Annotated in this window: 20 protein-coding genes; 17 read left to right on the top strand and 3 right to left on the bottom strand. The window is 67.8% G+C overall.

Annotated features, from left to right (window positions below):
- Positions 1–61 precede the first annotated feature (61 nt).
- Genes ABT112_RS02085 through ABT112_RS02045 form a run of 9 tightly spaced genes read left to right on the top strand, consistent with a single transcriptional unit; the run spans position 62 to position 8,773 of the window.
- Positions 62–1,195 carry a DUF8175 domain-containg protein gene (locus tag ABT112_RS02085; protein ID WP_502975228.1) on the top strand — a complete coding sequence of 378 codons (1,134 nt, stop codon included), beginning with the start codon at positions 62–64 and terminating at the stop codon, positions 1,193–1,195.
- Positions 1,176–2,744, top strand: a complete 1,569-nt coding sequence (locus ABT112_RS02080) for a hypothetical protein (RefSeq protein WP_351504534.1) — start codon at positions 1,176–1,178, stop codon at positions 2,742–2,744. The genes ABT112_RS02085 and ABT112_RS02080 overlap by 20 nt, the downstream gene beginning before the upstream one ends.
- Before the next feature lie 6 nt (positions 2,745–2,750).
- A complete protein-coding gene (locus ABT112_RS02075; protein ID WP_351504532.1) occupies positions 2,751–4,277 on the top strand; it encodes an SCO6880 family protein in 1,527 nt (508 codons plus the stop codon).
- Positions 4,274–5,710, top strand: a complete 1,437-nt coding sequence (locus tag ABT112_RS02070; protein WP_351504530.1) for a putative type IV secretion/conjugal transfer ATPase — start codon at positions 4,274–4,276, stop codon at positions 5,708–5,710. Before ABT112_RS02075 ends, ABT112_RS02070 begins: the two co-directional genes overlap by 4 nt.
- A complete protein-coding gene (locus ABT112_RS02065) occupies positions 5,707–6,087 on the top strand; it encodes a DUF6238 family protein (protein WP_351504528.1) in 381 nt (126 codons plus the stop codon). The genes ABT112_RS02070 and ABT112_RS02065 overlap by 4 nt, the downstream gene beginning before the upstream one ends.
- A complete protein-coding gene (locus tag ABT112_RS02060) occupies positions 6,087–6,350 on the top strand; it encodes a hypothetical protein (protein ID WP_351504526.1) in 264 nt (87 codons plus the stop codon). Before ABT112_RS02065 ends, ABT112_RS02060 begins: the two co-directional genes overlap by 1 nt.
- A gap of 37 nt (positions 6,351–6,387) precedes the next feature.
- Positions 6,388–7,836, top strand: coding sequence for a type IV secretory system conjugative DNA transfer family protein (locus ABT112_RS02055; RefSeq protein ID WP_351504523.1), 1,449 nt, complete (start codon positions 6,388–6,390; stop codon positions 7,834–7,836).
- Positions 7,833–8,342, top strand: coding sequence for a hypothetical protein (locus ABT112_RS02050; RefSeq protein WP_351504522.1), 510 nt, complete (start codon positions 7,833–7,835; stop codon positions 8,340–8,342). The genes ABT112_RS02055 and ABT112_RS02050 overlap by 4 nt, the downstream gene beginning before the upstream one ends.
- Positions 8,339–8,773: a hypothetical protein gene (locus ABT112_RS02045; protein ID WP_351504520.1), complete on the top strand. Its 435-nt coding sequence runs from the start codon at positions 8,339–8,341 to the stop codon at positions 8,771–8,773. Before ABT112_RS02050 ends, ABT112_RS02045 begins: the two co-directional genes overlap by 4 nt.
- Here ABT112_RS02045 and ABT112_RS02040 read toward each other — a convergent pair.
- The 3 genes from ABT112_RS02040 to ABT112_RS02030 all read right to left on the bottom strand — a co-directional run bounded on the left by ABT112_RS02040 (position 8,770) and on the right by ABT112_RS02030 (position 11,387).
- Entirely contained in the window at positions 8,770–10,062 is a 1,293-nt protein-coding gene (locus tag ABT112_RS02040) for a helix-turn-helix domain-containing protein (RefSeq protein WP_351504518.1), read from the bottom strand. The two genes, ABT112_RS02045 and ABT112_RS02040, sit on opposite strands and share 4 nt — an antisense overlap.
- A gap of 243 nt (positions 10,063–10,305) precedes the next feature.
- Positions 10,306–10,518 (bottom strand): DUF397 domain-containing protein, encoded by a 213-nt coding sequence (locus ABT112_RS02035; RefSeq protein ID WP_351504516.1) that lies wholly within the window; start codon positions 10,516–10,518, stop codon positions 10,306–10,308.
- Positions 10,518–11,387 (bottom strand): helix-turn-helix domain-containing protein, encoded by an 870-nt coding sequence (locus ABT112_RS02030; RefSeq protein ID WP_351504514.1) that lies wholly within the window; start codon positions 11,385–11,387, stop codon positions 10,518–10,520. Before ABT112_RS02030 ends, ABT112_RS02035 begins: the two co-directional genes overlap by 1 nt.
- Before the next feature lie 270 nt (positions 11,388–11,657).
- Here ABT112_RS02030 and ABT112_RS02025 point away from each other — a divergent pair, with 270 nt between their 5' ends.
- The 8 genes from ABT112_RS02025 to ABT112_RS01990 all read left to right on the top strand — a co-directional run bounded on the left by ABT112_RS02025 (position 11,658) and on the right by ABT112_RS01990 (position 18,683).
- Positions 11,658–12,167: a hypothetical protein gene (locus ABT112_RS02025; protein ID WP_351504511.1), complete on the top strand. Its 510-nt coding sequence runs from the start codon at positions 11,658–11,660 to the stop codon at positions 12,165–12,167.
- Between the two features lie 46 nt (positions 12,168–12,213).
- A complete protein-coding gene (locus ABT112_RS02020) occupies positions 12,214–12,687 on the top strand; it encodes an ATP-binding protein (RefSeq protein ID WP_351504509.1) in 474 nt (157 codons plus the stop codon).
- Complete coding sequence (locus tag ABT112_RS02015) at positions 12,684–13,157, top strand: DUF6415 family natural product biosynthesis protein (RefSeq protein WP_351504508.1); 474 nt, start codon at positions 12,684–12,686, stop codon at positions 13,155–13,157. The genes ABT112_RS02020 and ABT112_RS02015 overlap by 4 nt, the downstream gene beginning before the upstream one ends.
- On the top strand, positions 13,154–13,594 hold the full coding sequence (locus tag ABT112_RS02010; RefSeq protein ID WP_351504506.1) for a DUF6302 family protein: 441 nt from the start codon (positions 13,154–13,156) through the stop codon (positions 13,592–13,594). Before ABT112_RS02015 ends, ABT112_RS02010 begins: the two co-directional genes overlap by 4 nt.
- Positions 13,591–14,784 carry a hypothetical protein gene (locus ABT112_RS02005; protein WP_351504504.1) on the top strand — a complete coding sequence of 398 codons (1,194 nt, stop codon included), beginning with the start codon at positions 13,591–13,593 and terminating at the stop codon, positions 14,782–14,784. Before ABT112_RS02010 ends, ABT112_RS02005 begins: the two co-directional genes overlap by 4 nt.
- A 376-nt stretch (positions 14,785–15,160) precedes the next feature.
- Entirely contained in the window at positions 15,161–15,667 is a 507-nt protein-coding gene (locus tag ABT112_RS02000; RefSeq protein ID WP_351504502.1) for a ribose-5-phosphate isomerase, read from the top strand.
- Positions 15,667–16,872 carry a DegT/DnrJ/EryC1/StrS family aminotransferase gene (locus ABT112_RS01995; protein WP_351504499.1) on the top strand — a complete coding sequence of 402 codons (1,206 nt, stop codon included), beginning with the start codon at positions 15,667–15,669 and terminating at the stop codon, positions 16,870–16,872. The genes ABT112_RS02000 and ABT112_RS01995 overlap by 1 nt, the downstream gene beginning before the upstream one ends.
- 11 nt (positions 16,873–16,883) lie before the next feature.
- Positions 16,884–18,683 (top strand): B12-binding domain-containing radical SAM protein, encoded by a 1,800-nt coding sequence (locus tag ABT112_RS01990; RefSeq protein WP_351504497.1) that lies wholly within the window; start codon positions 16,884–16,886, stop codon positions 18,681–18,683.
- The last annotated feature ends 466 nt before the right edge of the window (positions 18,684–19,149 follow it).

Below are 19,149 nucleotides of genomic sequence, written 5' to 3'. Positions count from 1 at the left end.
GGTGATCGTCAGCATGGCCACGGGCACCCCGCCCGCTCCTGTTCCTTCCACGTCAGCACCCATCCACTCGACGCCACAGGCGAGCGGAGACGGCGTTCATGAGCTGCATGGCGTGCCGGTCGGCTACCCGCACACGCGGTCCGGAGCCAAGGCGGCAGCAGCCAACTATGCGACAGTCTCCGGTAGTTCCAAGTTCCTCACGGACAGGGACGCGCGCCACCGCGCGGTGGCGGTCATGGCGGCCAAGGGCGCGTCCAGTGCGGCAGTGAAGAAGGCCGACCACGCCGCCGGTGACGCGGTCGGCTCCCTTCGAGGCGACGCCTCCAAGGTCTCCGCCAAGAAGGCCATCGCACGTACCGGTGTCCTCTCGGCTCACGTCCTCGGCTTCGACTCACACGAGGCGATGGTCCGGCTGTGGACGACAACGGTTCACGGCAGTGCGGCCGGGCAGGCGACGCCCAAGGCGGGTTTCCAGTCGGTGACGGTCACGCTCGTCTGGGAGTCAAACGACTGGAAACTGAAGGACAGTTCTGCCTCAAGCGGCCTGGTCGCTCCGATCGATGCGCGGCAGGCGTCCAACGTCCCGGGCGACTTCTCCGACTACGTTCCGGCGGCTGCAGAGGACCCCGTCCTGAGCGGTTCGGCCGGCCATGACGGATTTCCGGCACCGTACGCGCGCAACGAGAGCGGCGCCCATGCGGCCGCTGTCACCGCCACCATGCTCTACGGCGACCCGCGGTTCTTCACCGATGAGGACTGGCGACACCGGATGCTGACGGCCACCGCGGCATCGAGCGTGCTGCACTCGGTCACCTCGGATACCGACTCGACGGCTCGCCTGGTCATGGAGAACCGCGGGGTCGGTGCCGACGGCAAGACCGTCGACGGCAGCGAACTGATCACGCGAACCTCGGCGCTCGCCACTCGCTCGATCTCGTACTCCGACCAGGCCGCGAGCATCGAGCTGTGGACCGCGTCGGCGGGCGGCGTCGCCGGGAAGGACGAGACACAGCGCCCGCAGGTCGGCTTCCTGCGAATGACCGTGGACCTGGTCTGGGAGGGCGGCACCTGGAAGACGACGGCCGTCACTCCGTCCGAACCGCTCGTGCCGTCGCCGCCGGCCATGCAGGAGGCGGACCCGGCGGACAGGTTCGCGGAGGTGGGAGGTGCCGGCAATGGTCCTGCGACTGCGTGACGACGCCCCCGGCCTGCTGACCATCGAGCGGGGCAACCCGAGCCGCTGGCGGCGCCGCCTCCAGATGGTGGCCATGGTCAACGTGGTCATCGCGTTCCTGTGCGTGCCCTCCGCGGTCGCCAATCCCTTCTGCTACATCCCGATGGTGTGCGAGGCGAAGGCAGCGATCGACTTCACCTCGGATCCGCTGGGCTTCCTGCTCCAGAAGCTGACCGAGGCCAACATCTGGTTCCTGCGCAAGATGCTGGAGCTGATCCAGAACACGACGACGATCGATCTCACGTCGGCGGGCTTCCTGAAGCAGTACGCGATCATTTTCGCGGCTTCCAGCCTGCTCACCGTGGCTCTGTGGCTGATCGCCGTGGCCAAGCGGGCGGTCCGCGGAGTCGCCGTGACCACCGCGGTCTCCGAGGCGATCGGCTTCCTGCTCCTCCAGTTCGTGGTCAACGCGATGACACCGGGCGCCATCGCCCTGCTGATGAAGGCCATTGACGAGGTCACGGCCATCTTCGAGCCGTACGCGACAGCGAACTTCAAGCCGTTCCTGGAGAACATCCTCAAGGTCATGGCCTCGAACCCCAACGAGGGCGTGGGGCAGCTGCTGATCGTCAACCTCATCATGATGCTCGGCGCTCTGCTGATGTGGATCGAGCTGCTGATCCGCAGCGCGGCCATCTACGTGGCGGTCGCGGTCGGCCCGATCGTGAACGCCGGGCTCGTCGACCGCGACCTGTGGAACAAGAGCAAGAAGTGGTTCGGCGCCATCTTCGCGATCGGCCTGAGCAAGCCCGTGCTCTTCGCTCTGCTCGGCCTCGGCGGCGCCATCCTCAGTGACACGTCCGGCAGGATGTCCGACGCGGTCTCCAAGACGTTGGTCGGTGCGCTGATCCTCCTGCTCGCCGTCTTCGCCAGCACCACGCTCTACAAGTGGGTGCCCGCATACGGGGACGAGATGGCCCAGCTCCACCACGACCGGAAGAGCGCCCAGTCCTCGGGCCCGGCCGCCGCGATCGACGGGCCCGGCCAGCACGCCAACCGCGCGATCGGGGCCCATGTGCAGGACTCCTTGGTCGGCGGCAGCTCGAAGACGGCCGGCAGCAAGGCGGTCGGCGCCAAGATGGGTGGCGGAACGGCCGCGGCTGGACCGGTCGCCGCCGGGGCGGCCGTGGCCAAGGCCGGCATCGACATGGCGAAGAACAAGGCCACGAGCTCTCCCGGCATGCAGGGCACCGACGCCGCAGGCGGCGGCAAGCCCGAACAGCCAGCAGGCCAGCAGGCCAGCGACGACACCGCTGGTACGTCCGGTGCACCCGACGCCGCTCGTCCCCAGGGAACGACCTCCGACCCGGTCGTCAGCCCTTCTCCGGACTGGTCCTCGGCAGGCACCTACGCATCGGGCGCACGCCCACCGGGAGCCAACAGGGCACCGAGCACGGCTCAGCCGCCCTTGCCGCCGTCGCCTGGCCCGGGAACCTCCGGCCAGGCCTCGCCGCCGCGGCCCTCGGGCAGCCAGTCCCCCGGACAACCGAACCCCAGCAAGGATCAGTGACCCACCATGTCGACTCGTACGTATCAGTTCGGAAAGCACCGCCCCACAGGGCTGGTGGGCCGCCGCGACCTCGGCGAACAGGTCGTCCTCGGTGGCGGCGCGGCCACCGGCATCCTGTTCGGCTACCTCTTCAACGGCGTGACGGCCATCGCCGCGACCTGCCTCATCCTGCCGGTCCTGCTCGCCCTGGTCATCGTGTACGCGCCGTACCGGCCGAAGGGCACGTCCCAGCGGCGCACGCTCTACCGCTGGTGGCGGATCAACCGCTACCACCGCAAGGCGCTCCGCCGTACCGGCGGCGTGTGGGTGTCCCCGGCCTTCGAGGCCGGCGTGGGCCGCGACGGCACCCCGCCGGACGCGGCCCTGGCGGAGCCGGAGGGCGTCACGGGCATGACGTGGGTGCCGGTCACGGTCCGCGGGCAGCAGGCCGTGGTGGTACTCCAGCCGGAGGCCGGGTGCGTCACCGCCACCTTGGAGATTGCCTCCCCCGGCCTCGGTGGCAAGGAGGCCGGGGAGCAGGTCGTCGCTCTGGAGCGCTGGGGTGAGCTGCTGGATGCCTTCGGCAACGTCGAGGAACACCCGGTGAAGCGGGTTCAGGTCCTCGCCCGGCAGATGAAGTCCGCCCCCTACGCGCACCAGCGGTTCATCGCGCAGCGCGACGAATCGGCGGCGACGGCCGATGCGCCGCAGTGGCTGAAGGACTCGTACGACGTGCTGGCCAACGCCGTGAGCACGTCGGCGGAGGAGCACCGCTACTACATCACCATCCACGCGAGGTTCACTCGCGACCTGGCGGCCGAAGCCGCGGCCCGAGGCACCGGTGACGAAGGGGTGGCCGCCGCCATGGCCGCGTACCTGGAGGAGCTGTGGTCCCGCGCGGAGGACGCCGACCTCTCCGTGATCGCACCCCTGGACGAGGGCCGGATGACCGCGGTCATCCGCAACTCCTACGACCCGGACCACGCCATCTGGGACACCGACCTCCCGCAGGCGCACGCCTTCCCCCGCAACGTCGACGTCCGCAACGGCGCCCAAGTCGCCACCCGGGCCGCAGGCTCCACCGACAGCTGGTTCCACGCCACGGCCGCCGTCGTCGGGTGGCCCACCACGCCCGTGGGCCCCGACTTCCTGTCGCCCCTGCTCATCGGGATGCCCGACGTGATCCGCACCATCTCCATCACGCAGCAACTGGAGCCCAACGACAAGGCCGTGGAACGGATGCTCGCGGAGGACACGAACAACCAGGCCGAAATGGACCGCGACCGTAGGCACGGCAAGAACATCGACCCACGCGACCAGATTGCCGCGAGCGCCACCGGATCACGGGGCATGGCCCTGGCCTCCTCCGGCGCAGCCGGCTCCGCCGTCGTCGGCTACATCACCATCTCCTCCCGCAGCGCCGAGGAGCTGGAGCGCACGAAGCGGACGACCGCTTCCCGTGCCCGCAACGCCCGCCTCCGGATCGAATGGCTCGACCTCGAACACGCTCGCGCCTTCGCCACGACCCTCCCCCTCGCCGGAGGCATCAAGTGACTGACCTCCTCGACCTCGCCCCGCTGTCCCCGATGCACGAGACGGTGCGCCGTCCCCTCTACACCGAGACGACCACCAGCCAAGCCCTGTACCTGCCCATCGCGCCACCGACCCTCGGCTCCGCGGGCGCGATCATCGGCCGGGAGCTGTACTCCGGCAAGGCATTCATCTACTGCCCGTTCTCGGCGTTCGGCGACGGCCTGCCCGGCGGGAACATGATCGTGATGGGCGACACCGGCCGGGGGAAGTCGGCGCTCACCAAGACGTACACGGCGCGACAGATCCGTCTCGGCCGTCAGGTGGTCGTGCTCGACACCAAAGAACAGAAGGAGCGGGAAGAGGGCGAGTGGGCCGCGCTCGGCCGCTCGCTTACCGGCAAGGCCCCGGTCAAGTTCGCCCTGGGCGGCGGTCGCGGTGCCTCGTGCATCAACCCGATGGACCCCGCCATCGCGGGCAAGCGGCAGATCGAGCTGGTGCGCACGATCGTGGAACTCGGCCTCGGCAAGTCGCTGGACGAGTTCGCCGGCTCCGCGCTGCGCATCGCGATCCGCCGGGCCCACCAGCGGGCGGGCGACCTCGGCCGCACGCCAGTCCTCGCGGACGTTGCCGCCGCACTCCGGTCTCCGGAGGAGTCCGACGCCACGGACAAGCAGCGGACCCGGGACGAACTCCTCGGTGACGGTCTGGAGGCGTCCTACGTACTGGACCGGCTCTGCGGGACCGAACAGGACGCGACCGGCGACCTCACCGGCATGCTCGACGGACCGACGAGCCTCGGTGTGGACCTCGACGCCGACATGATCGTCTTCGACCTGACGAAGGTGCCGTCCGGCGGTGTCGCCATGACGATCCTCGTCGCCGTCATCAGCGTCTTCCTCGAAGAGGTCTGGCTGCGCCCGCTGTGCGAGTGCGGGACGGAACCGGGACAGCACGACCGCGTCGTGCTCGATGCGAACTCCGGCGCCTGGGAACTGGGGCCGAACCCCGGATCGGGCTGCCGCCGCTACACCCAGCGCAAGCGCATCCTCGTCTGCGAGGAAGCGTGGCACATCCTCGGGACTCCTCAACTCGCAGCGCTTTTGGAGAAGTTCCTGAAGTTCGCTCGGGGCTACGGGCTGAGCTGCATCTTCATCGTCCACCACCTGTCGGACATCGATGACAGCGCAGAGACCCAAGCAGCCCTGACGATGGCGGACACCATCGTCATCTACTCGCAGAAGAAATCGGAGGCAGAGGCGACGGTGTCCCGGCTGGGCCTGCCGTCCTGGACGGCGGAGCACATCATGCGACTGCGCCGCGGGATCGCGCTGTGGAAGGTCGGCGACGTCATCTACCCCGGCGTCCAACACCTCCTGGTCGAAGCCGAGCAGCACCTCTGCTTCTCCTCCGGCTCGATGACCGACCTCACCAGCACCTCCCCGGACGCCGAATGACCAGGTCTCGCCTCTCCGCCACCGACCTCTCCCCCGCAGATTCGGAGCGCGTCCCCTCCATGACGATCAACCCCGAAACCCACTTCCCGGCCAACGGGCACGCGGCGCGACAGGACATCGACCAGCTGCACGCCGATGCCCTCGAACTTGCCCGGCGTACGAAGGCGCTGGCCACGATCCTGGACCACGGCGACTACTCCGCCGCCGGTGGCCGTGTGCGCACGGCCGTATCCCACATCTGGCGGGCTGCGGAGGACCTGCACAGCGCCTTCCACACAGCTCCGCCGCGCTGCGCCGGACCCCACGCGTCTCTCTCCCGGCTGTGCGGCCGACGGATGCGCTACCTCGCGGCCCGCGTCGCCCGGAGGGCCGAGTAGTGGACTTCCTGCCGAGCACCGTCTCCCTGGCCCTGTACGCCCTGACCGCCGTGAGCGCGGTGGCTCTGGTGACGGTCTGGGTCCTGACGAACCGGGGCCGACGCAACGCCGGGTTCGCTACGAAGGCCCACCTCAAGCGCCACATGTCGGCCAAGGCCGTCGTGAGAGCTACGGAGATCCGGCCCTCCCTCACGCGCGGCGCAGACCACCCCGCCCGCACGTCAACGGTGAGCTTCGCGAAGAACCGCTCCGCCGGATCCTGACTCACCCGCTCACCTCGTATCTTCCCCGGAGCACGTCATGCGCCACCCCCTCGATCCTCACGACTTCGGCTACTCGCTGGGGACCTCGCAACGTCCGAAGGGCGTACAGCTGTGGTCCCGCGCGGACAAGGCGTGCCGGGTCATCGGCCCCATGGGCAGCGGAAAGACTCTGCGCTTCTTCGCTCCGACCATCCGCAGCTGGGCCGGGCCCGTGCTCGCCACCTCGACCAAGCCTGACCTGGTCGAACTGGCCCTGGATGCACGTCGGCGCGACGGCCGCCCGGTCATGGTCTTCGACCCTCAGAACATCGCCCCCTCCCTGCCGCGGTTCCGTTGGACGCCGATCACAGGCGCGTCCGAAACGGAAGTCGCGATGACGAGGGCCAAGGCGTTCGTCGCCGGCTCCCGGATCCCGGGGTCCGCGGCGCAGTCCAGCGAAGGCAGCGCCTTCTACAAGGGCCAGGCATCCAAGATCCTCGCCGCGTTCTTCCACGCTGCCGCCCTCGACGGCGCCGACCTGGACTGGGTGCTGAAGTGGGCCCGCAAGCTCACCGACCCCGCTCCGCTCGGCATCCTCAACGCCCACCCCGGCGCCGGCCCCGGCTGGGCGGACATGCTCCGCACCGCGACCACAGGCGACAGCCGCACCGTCGGCAACACCGCCTCGACGCTCGATGCGGCGCTCGAACCGCTCATGCACCAATCGGTGATCCGCGCGCTCCAAGGCAACGGAGAGAGCCCTACGGACGTCCGCGAATTCCTCGACGCAGAAGGCACCATCTTCCTGCTGGGCAAGGACTCTGAGGTGAACAGCGTCGCACCGCTGACCACGGCGATAGCCGAAGACCTGCTGGACCTCGCCGAGGCCCACGCCATCACGTCCCCGGCAGGGCGTCTCGACCCGCCCCTCCTGGCCGCCCTGGACGAAGCGCCGAACATCGCGCCGCTCCCCTCCCTCCGCCAACGCGTCGCCGACGGCCGAGGCCGCGGCATCACGGTGATCTACGGCCTTCAAGGATGGGCCTCCGCCCGCGCCCGCTTCGGCGAGGACACCGCGAACGAGCTGGCGTCGTTCACCAACCACGTCGTGGCCTTCGGCGGAGCGAAGGACCCGGCCTTCCTCAAGGACACGTCCGACCTGTGCGGCCAGATCGAGCGCGCGCGCACCACCAAGACCACGACCGGAGGAGACCGCGGCGGACACTCGACCGCCACGCACATGGCACTGGAACCGGTCCTGCGTCCAGACGAGATCCGGGCTCTGCCCGAGGGCCACGCCCTGGTGCTCGCGGACAACCTCCCGCCCGTCGTCACCCGCCTCGACGGCATGTGGACCTGGAGGTCCTGGCCCGAGATCGAAGATCACGTACGGGACCTCCGGGCCGCGAACGAGGCGGAGCGTTCGCGCCAGACCATCGCGAAGAAGAACCAGATGAAGGCCCATGCCGCCGCGTGGGCTGCCCGGGAGAAGGCGGCTGCCGCGTGACGAATCCGCTTGCTCGCTTCGAGCCCTTCCCCGAGCCGCCCGCGCTGATCTTGGAGTACATCGCGGAGCGGAGTGCGGAGGAGTCCGTGGTCGACGGTCCCGCGCCGTGGGATCTTGGGGCCCTGCCGGCGGAGTTGATCGAGCCGATGCCCGCGTGGCTCGACTCCGTGTGTCGCTGGCTGAACGGGCGGTACGCCTGGCAACCGCAGGACGTCATCCCGCCCTGCTGGACGGAACACGAGGGCCTGGCGTACGACATCGCGGCCCTGGCCTTCGCCAGAGGTGACGCGTACGCGGAGGCGGGCTCGGCTGTGACCTGGCACGAGCAGTACAACCGCTTCCTCACACGAATGAACAACACCCTGGGTAAAGCGGGCGACGAATGCCGCGTCGGGAAGCACGAACAGCGTCCGGCACGCTTCCAGCTGGCAGCCTGGCCAGCTTTGGCCAACGGCGACGCTGGAGAACCTGACCGCGCGAAGCGAGTCGAGGAGATGGCGGGATGATGGCGAACCTCCACATGGTCTTCTCGGTAAACCCCCGCCACGGACTCGTGGCACGGAGCGGCTGGGAGCAGGAAGAAGCACGGGCCGTGCTCCACGATCTCGGCTGGGAGTGGAGAGACGAGCTGCACGCGCTCGTTCCCCCGGACGACGTTCCGGAGGTGAACGCAGGCGTGCAAGCGGTGGCGGAACTGCACCTTCACGGCCATCGCGCCGGATACTCGGTGGGGCCGTACGGCACGATGCGGCTGTCCTTGGCACGCGCGGAACAGATTTTCACGGTGGCTACGGCTCGGGGAAACTCAGAGTCGGGGCCTGCCACGACCGAGCCGAGCGGTGCACAGACAGAACCGCGGCGGTCTGCCTACCGGGACGCGGCGGATATAGAGGGGGCTGAACCCGACACGATGGGCACCGAGCCTCCGGCGATCTAGGCCGCCGAGCCCACCGCCGCTGCCAGCTCGCGCACCCCCGTCACCCGAGGGTGACGGGACCGCAGGTCGCTGACGATCTGCCGGATGGCGGGCCGGTCACGGACTTCGCCAGGGGAGACGCGCACCGCCGACAGCAGCTCGGCGGCCGTCTGCTCCGCCTTTCCCCACTGCCACCACGCCCGGCCAAGGTCGGTGTGCATCCTGCCTTTGCGCTCGGCGGTAGTGAACTGTCCCTCACGCAGATCACGACCGGCCTCCAGTGCGGCACCCGCGTCCCCGAGGGCCCAGTGGACGCCGACGGAATACAAGTCCACCGCTGCCGGTGTGATGGGGAAGAGCCGCCCCTCTGGAGCAACGTCGGGAAGATCGCGGGCAGCCCGCGCGGCGTCGCGGATCATCGTGAGGGCCTGGTCGCGGTCCCCGGCGCGGGCCGCGGTGTAAGAGGTTGTGCACAGCATCTGTGCGTACGCCGAGCGCTGCGCGTCCGTTCGCAGCCCGGTTTCCTCGACCTTGGCCACGGCATCGAGGATGTGGCGCTCGGCGGCGGCGGGCCGGTCCTGGTGGCGCAACACGATGCTCAGCTCCCGGGCCGCCGCAGCGGCGGCGAGTGGCGATCGGGACCACTCCGCGTACAGCGTCGCCCGGTCTGCGGCGAGTCGAGAGTCCCCGTAATGGCCGACCTTCGTCAGCACCCGGCTGGCCAGGCTGTATGCAGTCGAGAGACGGGCGAGCGCGATCTCCTCGTGCGCGGGGGACGCGGCGTGGTTCGCGTCGGCAAGCAGGCCGGGCAGCACGCGCAGCAGCTTGGAGTTCTGACCGGCATCGAAGAGCCCGCGGGCCGCGGCGAGCCGCGAGTCGAGAGGTACGGGTGACCCAGTGGGGTCGGGAATGCTCGCGAGTGCGTCGCTCACCCCCACCAAGAGGGAGGCTGGAGCCGCCAGGCCGGCGGCGGCGAGCAACGTGCGGCGACGCATTGGGTCCTCCTCGGCACAGCGTGGCCCATCCGGCGCAACTCTAGTTGCTGGGAGGCTGGTTAAGCCGAGAGACGCAGCTAGGACATGCGTCGGGATCTCCACCGCCTTGGCGGCGCTCATGATCAAATCGAAGTCGGCCTTCCGGCCTTTCCGCTCCAGCCGGGAGACGGTGGCGGCCGAGCAGCCGATGCGGGCACCGAGGTCTTCCAGGCGCCAGCCGCGTCCCGTACGGCCGAGCCGGATCAGGCCGCCCGGGTCCTGCTCATCCACGCAGGAGCGCGCCTCTTCCGACACCCAGAGACGAACCGCGTTCATCCGGTTTCTCCCGCGCGAGGACCCGACACGTATGCACACCCACCGTAGGGCCTCGGGAGCGTTGCGTGTATATCGTTTGCAGATCCTGCAAAGGGGCCATTCCCACGCGAGCGTCCAATTTCATCTAGCGAGGCGATCGCTCGGGGCACACTGCCCTGACCGGTGGGTACGGAAGTACGACGAGGCCCGACTCCCCCAGATATAGGTTGGGGGAGTCGGGCCCCTGTCGTGCAGTACGCCGGGTCAGACGTCGAAGGCAGATGCGAACTGAGCGAAGGCGCTGAACTCGGCAGGGGCGAAGGTCAGCCAGGGGCCGTCAGGGTTCTTGGAGTCCCGAACGTGGATCACGCTGGTCGCCTCGGCGACCTCCACACACTGCCCTTGCTCCCCGCCGCTGTAGGACGACTTTCGCCAGGCCAGGCCAGTCTTCTCATCGGTACGGGTGTAGCCGGTCATTAAAACTTCCCCTCAAGGTGAGCGTTGATGCGATCCCGCGACTTCTCCGCGGGAAGTGCGAGCTCGGCGATCTTTTCGAATACGACCGCGAGGTCGCGCACTTCGGCTGGTTCATCCAGCAAGCTGCCACCCAAGGAGCTGTCGATAGAGACGGCCGTGGGCCAAGGGTGATTGAAGTTCAAGATGGTCATGGCTTGGTTCGCAGCCGCGTAGGCGGGGACATCCACCGGGACAATCTGGATGGTGATGTTGGGACGTGCAGCATCGTCGGCCAACTTGCGGAGCTGCTCCTTCATCACCCCCGGAGCATTGGGGAAGCGGTGCAGGAGGGCGGCTTCGGAGATCAGTGCGTGAAGCTGGATCGGGTTCCCCGGACGGTGTAGGACTTCCTGGCGCGCCATCCGGATCGCGCTCAGCATGTCTGACAACTCACGGTTGTCCGGGTGGAGCGGGCTGTTGAAGATCTCCCTCACGTAGCCAGGGGCCTGGAGCAGGCCGGGGATGATCGCAGGGTGCTGGATCTGAATCTTCTTCGCCTTCGACTCAAGGATGATGAAGTCAAGGAGAGCATTCGAGATTTGGCCCATATATGAGGCCCACCAGCCGGCTCCCGCTGCCTCGTTGGAGGCCGCAGCCATCTCACGGACAGCCTCCTCGTCCCCGTGGATGCCGTACGTCTCCAGCATCCTGCGGATGTCGTCGACGGCAACGCGGTAGATGCCCCGCTCGATGCGGCCCTGCCGTGTGGTGTCCCAGCTGAGTTTCTTGGCGGCTGCTCCAGGTCCCAGATCGGCTTGTTCGCGGTAATCGCGCAGCAAGCTACCTACGCGGCGCCTCATGACAGGCGGAGGGAGCTTCTTTTGCGTCATGGGGAGCATTGTGTCAGTCGCGAGGAGCGTTGGCGATAAGACAAGTGTTCTGTCGTTTCGAGAATCTGACGCTCGATATTGCGCATCGATGCTCGACTGGAGCATCCTAGGGCCACAGCGAACGTGACTGTCCATCAAGTCACGATCATTGGTGACGCACAGTTACGGACGCCGCCGCACGGGCCGGGTCGCTGGCCCGGCGGAGGTCCGCCCTCCTACCCCCGTGGGGGCGGACCTCCGCTGCTCCCTCCGACGAAGCCGAGGCCGCTGATGACGAGCCAGAGCACCACCCGTGCCTCCATCGACTGGATGGACCTCGACAACGACCACGACCCGATGTTCCGTCCCGGCGTCCCGCGCATCTCGCCGGACCGGGCCGTCCAGCTCATGAAGCTCCGCAGAGAGCAGGTGGAGCGGCGGCTCGAAGCGTTGAGGGCCAACGACCGTGTCCCCCGGATCGCCTTGTACGCCCGCACGGTGAACGGACAGAACCCCGACCGCTCCTTGGCCGCGGCCCGCGAGTTCACGGAGCGGATGGAGTGGCAGGTCGGCCGTGAGCAGACCTTCACCGACTGCCTCAGCCTGACCGCCCCCGAGGACCGCTACGGCTGGTTGCAGATGAAGCAGCGGGTCAAGAGCGGGTTCGTCGATGGAGTCGTGGCGGTGACCCGGGCCGCCATCAGCCCGCAGCTCGACAGGTACGAGACCGAACTGAACTGGTTCGCCATGCACAGCGGCTTCATCGCCCTGGTGCACGCCGAGAACGTGGTGCCGCAGTGAGGCCGCCGCCCGGCCGACGTGAGCCGGCTCGCTGGGAGGCAACACCATGATCGTCGGAACAGTCGAGGATCTGGGGCTGGTACCCGAGGCCGTATGGGACGACCTGGCCCTCAGCATCCAGCGTGACCCCAGGCCCGAAGGCGAGCCCATCGCCGAACACGAGGGCCAGTGGGTCGGTCGCCTCCGCCGGATCAGCACGGCCAAGCTGCGCCACTGGGGGATCCCCGGCCTGGTCGAAGACGCCGAAAGCGTGATCAGCGAACTCGTCACCAACGCACTGTTACACGGTAAGGGTGACCGGGTCGCCTTCCGGCTCCTCCTCGCCGCAAACGTGCTCGCGCTCGAAGTGGACGACGGTTCCCTCGAACGAGCGCACGTCAACGAAGCGGACCCGTACGACGAGAACGGCCGCGGCCTGTTCATCGTCAGCGAGCTGTCCACCCTGTGCGGCGTGAGTCCCGACGGCACCAAGACCTGGTGCACCTTCACGATCCCCACCACTGCGCGGAGGAGCCCATGACTGCCGCAACGGGCCTCGCTCAGCGGACACCCTGGCGAGACGACGCCGTGGAGAGGGCCGAACTGGTCGGCGACACGGCGCTCATGGAACGGCTCGTGGCCGCGCTGAAGGAATCCGTGGCCATCGACATGGTCGCCCTCGCCCATGTCGAGGACGACATCGACGCAGCGCTTGGCGAACGCGCGCCGGCCGCAAACGCGATCATCCCGCTGTCCCTCCGGCTGCGCAGCGCAGCCGCCCAGCTCATGGACGTCGTGATGCAGAAAACGCACAACCGGCCCCAGGGCGAGGTCGCCGCCGCAGTCCTCCGCGCCTGTGAAGCCTTGGCGGAGGCACTGTCCACGCAAGGTGATGGGGGCCTGGGACACCTACGACGCGTCGCCCTGGCCGCCCAAGACATCCTCGATCAGGACGTGATTGACGAAGACGTGCTGGATCGCGCGGCACGCCTGGCCGGTGGTGCGACATGAGAGCGCATCTCTCTTCCCAGGCGCAGGAAGCCGACACACCGTCCGTCACGCTGCTCCACGCCAGGGCGGCGCACAACTTCGAGTTCGCCGCCGCCCGCCTGCACGACCGCCACCTCCTGGACTCCAGCGTCGCCGTCCGCGTCTTCCGCGCCCCCCTGCTCGCCGTGCCCGTCGGCGGCCGGCGCCGCGGCGGCAGCATGGACGCCGGGCCCGTGGACGTGGCCCTGGCGATCCGGCACGCCCTGTCGGAGATCCCCGGGTTCCCCAATGTGCGCATCCGCCTCGTTTCACCTCCGGGCAAGCCGAATCACTGGATCGTGGAATGGGGTGAGCGCCTCCCTTTCCGCATCACCGACAGCGACCGCGACCGCTTCTACGGCGCCACCGACCACTGCATCGCCGAGGCCGAGGCCGCCACAGAGGTGACAGCGACATGACCCATCAGGACCAGGAGCGGGCACGCGAGTCCAGCTCGCCGTCGGACGACGCCGCGGTCACCCGGCGTGCGTTACGTGCTGATCTGCGACGGCTGGGACAGGTCGGCAGTGCGAAGTTGACGGCATCCACAACGACGCTGTTGAAAGATCACGCCGTCCTCGACGGCTATGCCGCCACGTGGGTGCCGCTGGCCGAGCGCCGCCGCGAATCGGCTGCCGGTTCCGAGTCAGACCAGGCTCGGTGGTCCCGTTTGATCGAGGCGGCTACTCGTCCCCCGGCGCCGACCACGATGACGTACGAGACGCTGGTCGTGCGGATCGGCTACACACGAGACCTGCTTCGGGCCCTGCGGGACACCTTGCCCCCGTGGGTACCGATCATCGAGGTCGCACAGCAGATCAAGAAGCGGATCGCGGCCGGCGCCTACCCTCCTGGCGTCATCATGGCCCCAGGCAGGGTCGCGACCGATCTCTCTCTTCCCATCCCGAGCGTCCGGCTGGCCCTGGTCGACCTCGCGGCAAAGGGCGTGATTGAACAGCACCCCAATGGGCGTGTGCGGGTGCCAGGCGCACACCTCGAACAGAACCGCCCAACACAACTTGCCCTGATTGTGCTGGAGTTTGTGCAGAGTGGCGTCTTCCCTCCCGGCGCCGCGCTGCCAGAGCGGTCTGAGTTGTGCCGCATCCTGGTCACTGGGCAGAAGCCGCTCTCCGCTGCCCTGCACCGCCTGTTCGCGGAAGGGGTGCTGGAGTACGGCGACTCCCGGCGGCCGACCGTGCGTCCAGATGCCGCGAAGCGATCGACGGCGCCGGTCGAGATTCCCTCACCGGCGCCGCATCTGGCCCTCAGCACTGACGAAACCCGTGAGGCCGTGCGCCGTGCCCGCGGGTGGTGGAACGCACGCCTCTTCCCGGCACCTGAAGCACTGGACCGGGTCATCTCCCAGCTCGTCACGGCAGCGCACCACCTGGTCGAACACGCCCGATGCGGCCCTCTGCCACCGACGACCACGCATCAGCAGGTGTCGGCCCTCATCGCACGCACGGCAGTCATGGCCGCGGCAGTGCGCGGCCCCGACTACCCGGTGCGCGTGTGGCACACAGCGTGCCTGGCGACGGCCGTCGGAGACCTGGCGGCACTCGTCGGCATCAGTCGTCCGACCGGCGCCACAGTGCCCCGCTCGGCATGACCTCGCACACCCCGGCAAATGCCGGTGTGAACGAGGGACTACTCGGCCCACGGCCCCCCGGGCTGATAGCCCGCAAGGGCGGCCTTTGCAGATCCTGCAAGGCGTTTGCACATCCTGCTAGTCGACCACCACGGCCGTCGCACTGGTGGTGTTCTCGAAGCGTCACCGTCGCAGTTCTCCAGACTCCCGCCCCCCGCCTGCTGCCGGGCACGACCTGCCCGCCATGTGGCGCAGGCCGGGGGCGGGCTCCAACTTCCCGGCCTGCTGATGGCAGGCACCCCGCAGAGCCGGCAGCCTCTCCGCGCTCAAGCGGATGGCAGCCGAGCCTGGCCGGGAAGCACGCGCTACCCCATCACCGCTCAGTAGGAGGACGTGTATGAGTACGGACCCAAATCGACTCAAGATCGTCGTTGGTTCCGACGATGCGGGTCGCCGCTACAAGGACGCGCTGACCGCCGACCTGAGAGCCAGCGACCTGGTTGCCGAGGTGATCGACGTTGGAGTCAGTGTTCACAACAGCGGGACGTATCCGGAAATCGCCGTCGCCGCGGCACAGCTCGTCGCCAATGGCCGGGCCGATCGCGCACTGCTGATGTGTCACACCGGCCTGGGTGTCGCCATCGCGGCCAACAAGGTCTCGGGGGTCCGGGCTGTCACCGCGCACGACTCGCTCTCAGTGCGAGCAGCGGTGTGTTCCAACGATGCTCAGGTACTTGCCTTTGGGCAGGGTGTCGTAGGTCTCAGCCTGGCCCGTCGCCTCGTAGCGGAGTGGCTCACCTATCGCTTCGACCCCGGCTCGTCCGCAGCCGTGAAGGTCAGGATGATCAGTGCCTTCGAGAACAGGCACGACACCTTCGTCCCAACCGGGCGAGGGGAAGACTGATGCCCACGAACCCCTGCACCGTGCCGACTGTGGCCGCCGACCTCCGCTGGCCCGTCGAACCAGCACAAGGCGGTTGGTACACGGAAGCTGAGCACGAGGCCATACGCGAGGTGGTGGCAGCTTCCGACGACTGGCGGACGGGCTGGCGCCCCGCCGAATACGTCGGAACCTTCGAGGACGCCTTCGCTGCGCACACGGCTGCCCGCCATGCCGTGGCGTTCAACTCCGGCGGCACAGCCCTGGAGATGGTCCTGCGCTACTTGCAGCTCCTTCCAGGTGACGAGGTGATCTCCTGCGCGATCAACTTCGTGGGTCCGCACATCGCCGTCATCGGGCAGGGCGGTTCCCTGGTCCTCGGTGAGCCCGACCCGGTGACGCTCAACCTGGACCCGGTCGATACCGAGCGGCTGTTGTCCCAGCGCACCCGGGCAATCCTGGTTACTCACTGGAATGGAGCGGTCGCCGACCTTCGTCCGTTCCTGGACCTCGCCAGCCGCTATCCGCACCCGTTACACGGGCCGCCGGTCGTGATTGTGGACGCCGCACGAGCCTGTGGCGGCCGCACACCGACCGGTGCAGCGGTCGGCGCGGAGGGATGGGCCACGGTCTTCAGCTTCGAGTCCAAGAAGCTCATGACCACCTTCGGGCAGGGCGGCATGGTCACGACAAATGACCCGCTGCTGGCCGACCGGCTGCGTCTGCTGCGCACCTACGGAGGCCGCGAACAGTGGGGCACCACCCAGATGCTTTCCAAGATCCAGGCAGCCGTGGGTTTGGTCCAGCTGAGCCGCCTGGAGGAGATGAACCTCGCCCGTATCAATCGGGCCCACAGTCGCACTCAAGCTCTCTCCGACGTTGGCGAGCTGACCTTGCCACCGACCCTGCATCGAGGGCAGCACCTCTACTACCGGCACAGCCTCCTCGTCCCAACCGCGTGGGCAGGCACGGCGCGCGATGAGTTGATGAACGTCCTCGCGAGCCAATACGGCGTCGGCAGCATCATCAGCGACCCGGTGACCTACCTCGGGCACGACTTGATTCGCGAACACACCGACGGTCAGCACTGCCCACGGGCCGAAAAGCTCGCCGCCCGCCTCTTGTGTCCGGTCCTTCACCCACGCATCACTCCCGAGGACGAGATCGCGATCTGCGACGCCATCCGCCGGGCAACGGCGGACGTCGCCCACACCAACCTCACCGTTTGAGAGGACCTCGTATGTCCCAGCTTCAGCAGGAGATCGATAGCATCCTCGCCCGCGAAATCTCCGTAGCCGACCCGTATGAGCCCAAAGATGGGGACGAGCTGCTGCGCATGGTGTTCCTCATGCCGTTCGGGCACGCCTACAGCCTGATGTGCAACGGACCCATGAGCCTCCGGGACCTGATCAACCGTTCTCCGGGCATTCCGGCCGTCGCCGAGCGAGCCATCGAGTACGACTGCCTTGTCCGCGACGGGAACCGACTCCTGCCTCCGGATGGAGAGCCGTTCCGCAGCATCGAGTCGCCACAGCCGGTGAGCGAGGCCGATGTCATCGGCCTGTCCGTGATCAACTCAGGTGATCTGCACAGCGTGCTTCGCCTGCTGGACCTCGCCGGCATTCCCCGCCGTGCAGCCGACCGAATCCCCGGAGTGCACCCGCTCGTCGTGGGTGGAAACAGCGGTCTCGCCGACCCCGAACCGCTCGCTGACTATCTCGATGTCGTCGCAATCGGCGAGGCCGAACAGTCCCTTCCTGAGCTGCTGCGGATTGTCCAAGCCCACCGCACCACACCGGTCTCCGTGTCACTGCCCGAACAACTCGCCCGCGTTCCGGGACTCTATGTGCCCGCAATGTACGAGTACGACTTACAGACCGGCGGTGGAGTCAACCTCGTCCGGCCCACCCGGCCGACCGTCCCGGACACAGTGCACGCCCAGTACCTCACCGTCGACGACCTACCTCCCGCCCACTTCTGCTACCCGGTCACAGACGGCACCGCTGCCGGCGTGTACCCGGTGCTCGGCTGCCTCCACAGCTGCGGGTTCTGCAACCTCGGTGTCCCGGACTTCCGGCAGGCGCCGCTCGACATGCTCACCAACTACATCGATCGGCTGGAGGCACACAAGGTCCGAAAGATCATCATCAGTGCGCCCACATTCACCCAGTACAAGTACAGGGGCGAGCTGTTGGAACACATCCGCGCCTACGCCCATAGGGCGGCGGCCGAGGGCGAAAAGGTCACCACGATCATCGGTTCCATCCGCGCCGACGAGATCAGCGCCGACTACCTCGAAGCCGTGACCGAGCTTGGCGACTTCGGCCACCTCTTCACCGAACTGAACCTCGAAAAGGCCCGCGGCATCATCACCATCGCCCCAGAATGGGCGGCCCCCGATCTCGTCTCCCTCTATGGCAAGACGCAGAAACGCGAACGAGTCAACAAAGCCATCGACTTGTGTCGCAAGAGCGAACACGTCAACACGGTAATGATGTACTTCATCGTCGGGGCGCCCGGGGAACACCCCGAAGACCGTCTCGCCATCGCTGACTACGCCCGCGACGTCCGCCAACGTCTCGGACATCCGGACGGCGCCATAGTCGTCAAACTCCACCAGTTCATGCCCAAGCCCGGGACGCTCAGCCAGCGCCTTCGCATGGCAGACCCTGATGTGGTTGAAGGGTACGGCGCCGAGATTACTGCCCGGCTGCGTGAGCTCGTAGGGAACGAGGAATACGAGCAGCACTACCGAGTGGAACAGTTCGGAGCAAGCCGGATGCACCTGGAGGTCGTATGCTCGCGCGGCGACCGTCGCATGGGCCACGTCCTGGAGGACCTGTACGACGCAGGGGTCGACCTGCGCACCATCACGAAAGACCAACTCGTTGCCGCCTTGGAAAAGCGCGGCTTGTCCTACGAGCGGCATCTGCGGCACATGGATGAGCCTGCCTTGCCGTGGCACGTAGTGAACCACGTCAACCCCGAGGCCGAGAAGGCTTTCGCCGCCGCGCTCGCAGAGAGGGAAACCCGCGTATGAAAGGGCACTTCCCCCTGCATCCGGGCAAGCACACGCTTCCGGCGGTCGTTAATCCAATCGAGCACGCGGACTATGTGCGGACTCGGCACCCGGCTGCGACGCTCACAGGAGTCGACGGGGTGGTCCTCGTGTACCAGCGCGAGGTCCTGAACCACATCGCGACCAGCTACCGCAGTAATTACATGGACTGGGTCCGCGGTGATCTACATCTGCTGGAGCGGCGAGGTCGCTGGGTGGCTGTGTGCGGTGGATTCGGTCTCGGAGCCCCCGCAGCAGCTCTGGTGCTGGAACAGCTAGTCGCCCTCGGCGTTCAGAAGGTGATCTCTGTCGGTACCGCCGCCTCGCTCCAAGCGGACTTGCGCGCCGGCGCGCTAGGGCGCGTATCGAGTCGTGATCAATCTGCGGGATGTGCCTTCGTGGCAGGGTTCGGTCCGATAGACCGTCTTACGTGACGCGCGTACAACTG

The sequence above is a fragment of the Streptomyces sp. NPDC002055 genome, assembly GCF_040296705.1.
Classification (GTDB): Bacteria; Actinomycetota; Actinomycetes; order Streptomycetales; family Streptomycetaceae; genus Streptomyces.
The sequence above is the reverse complement of the archived record's forward strand: the minus strand, read 5'-3'. Positions and strand labels throughout refer to the sequence as shown.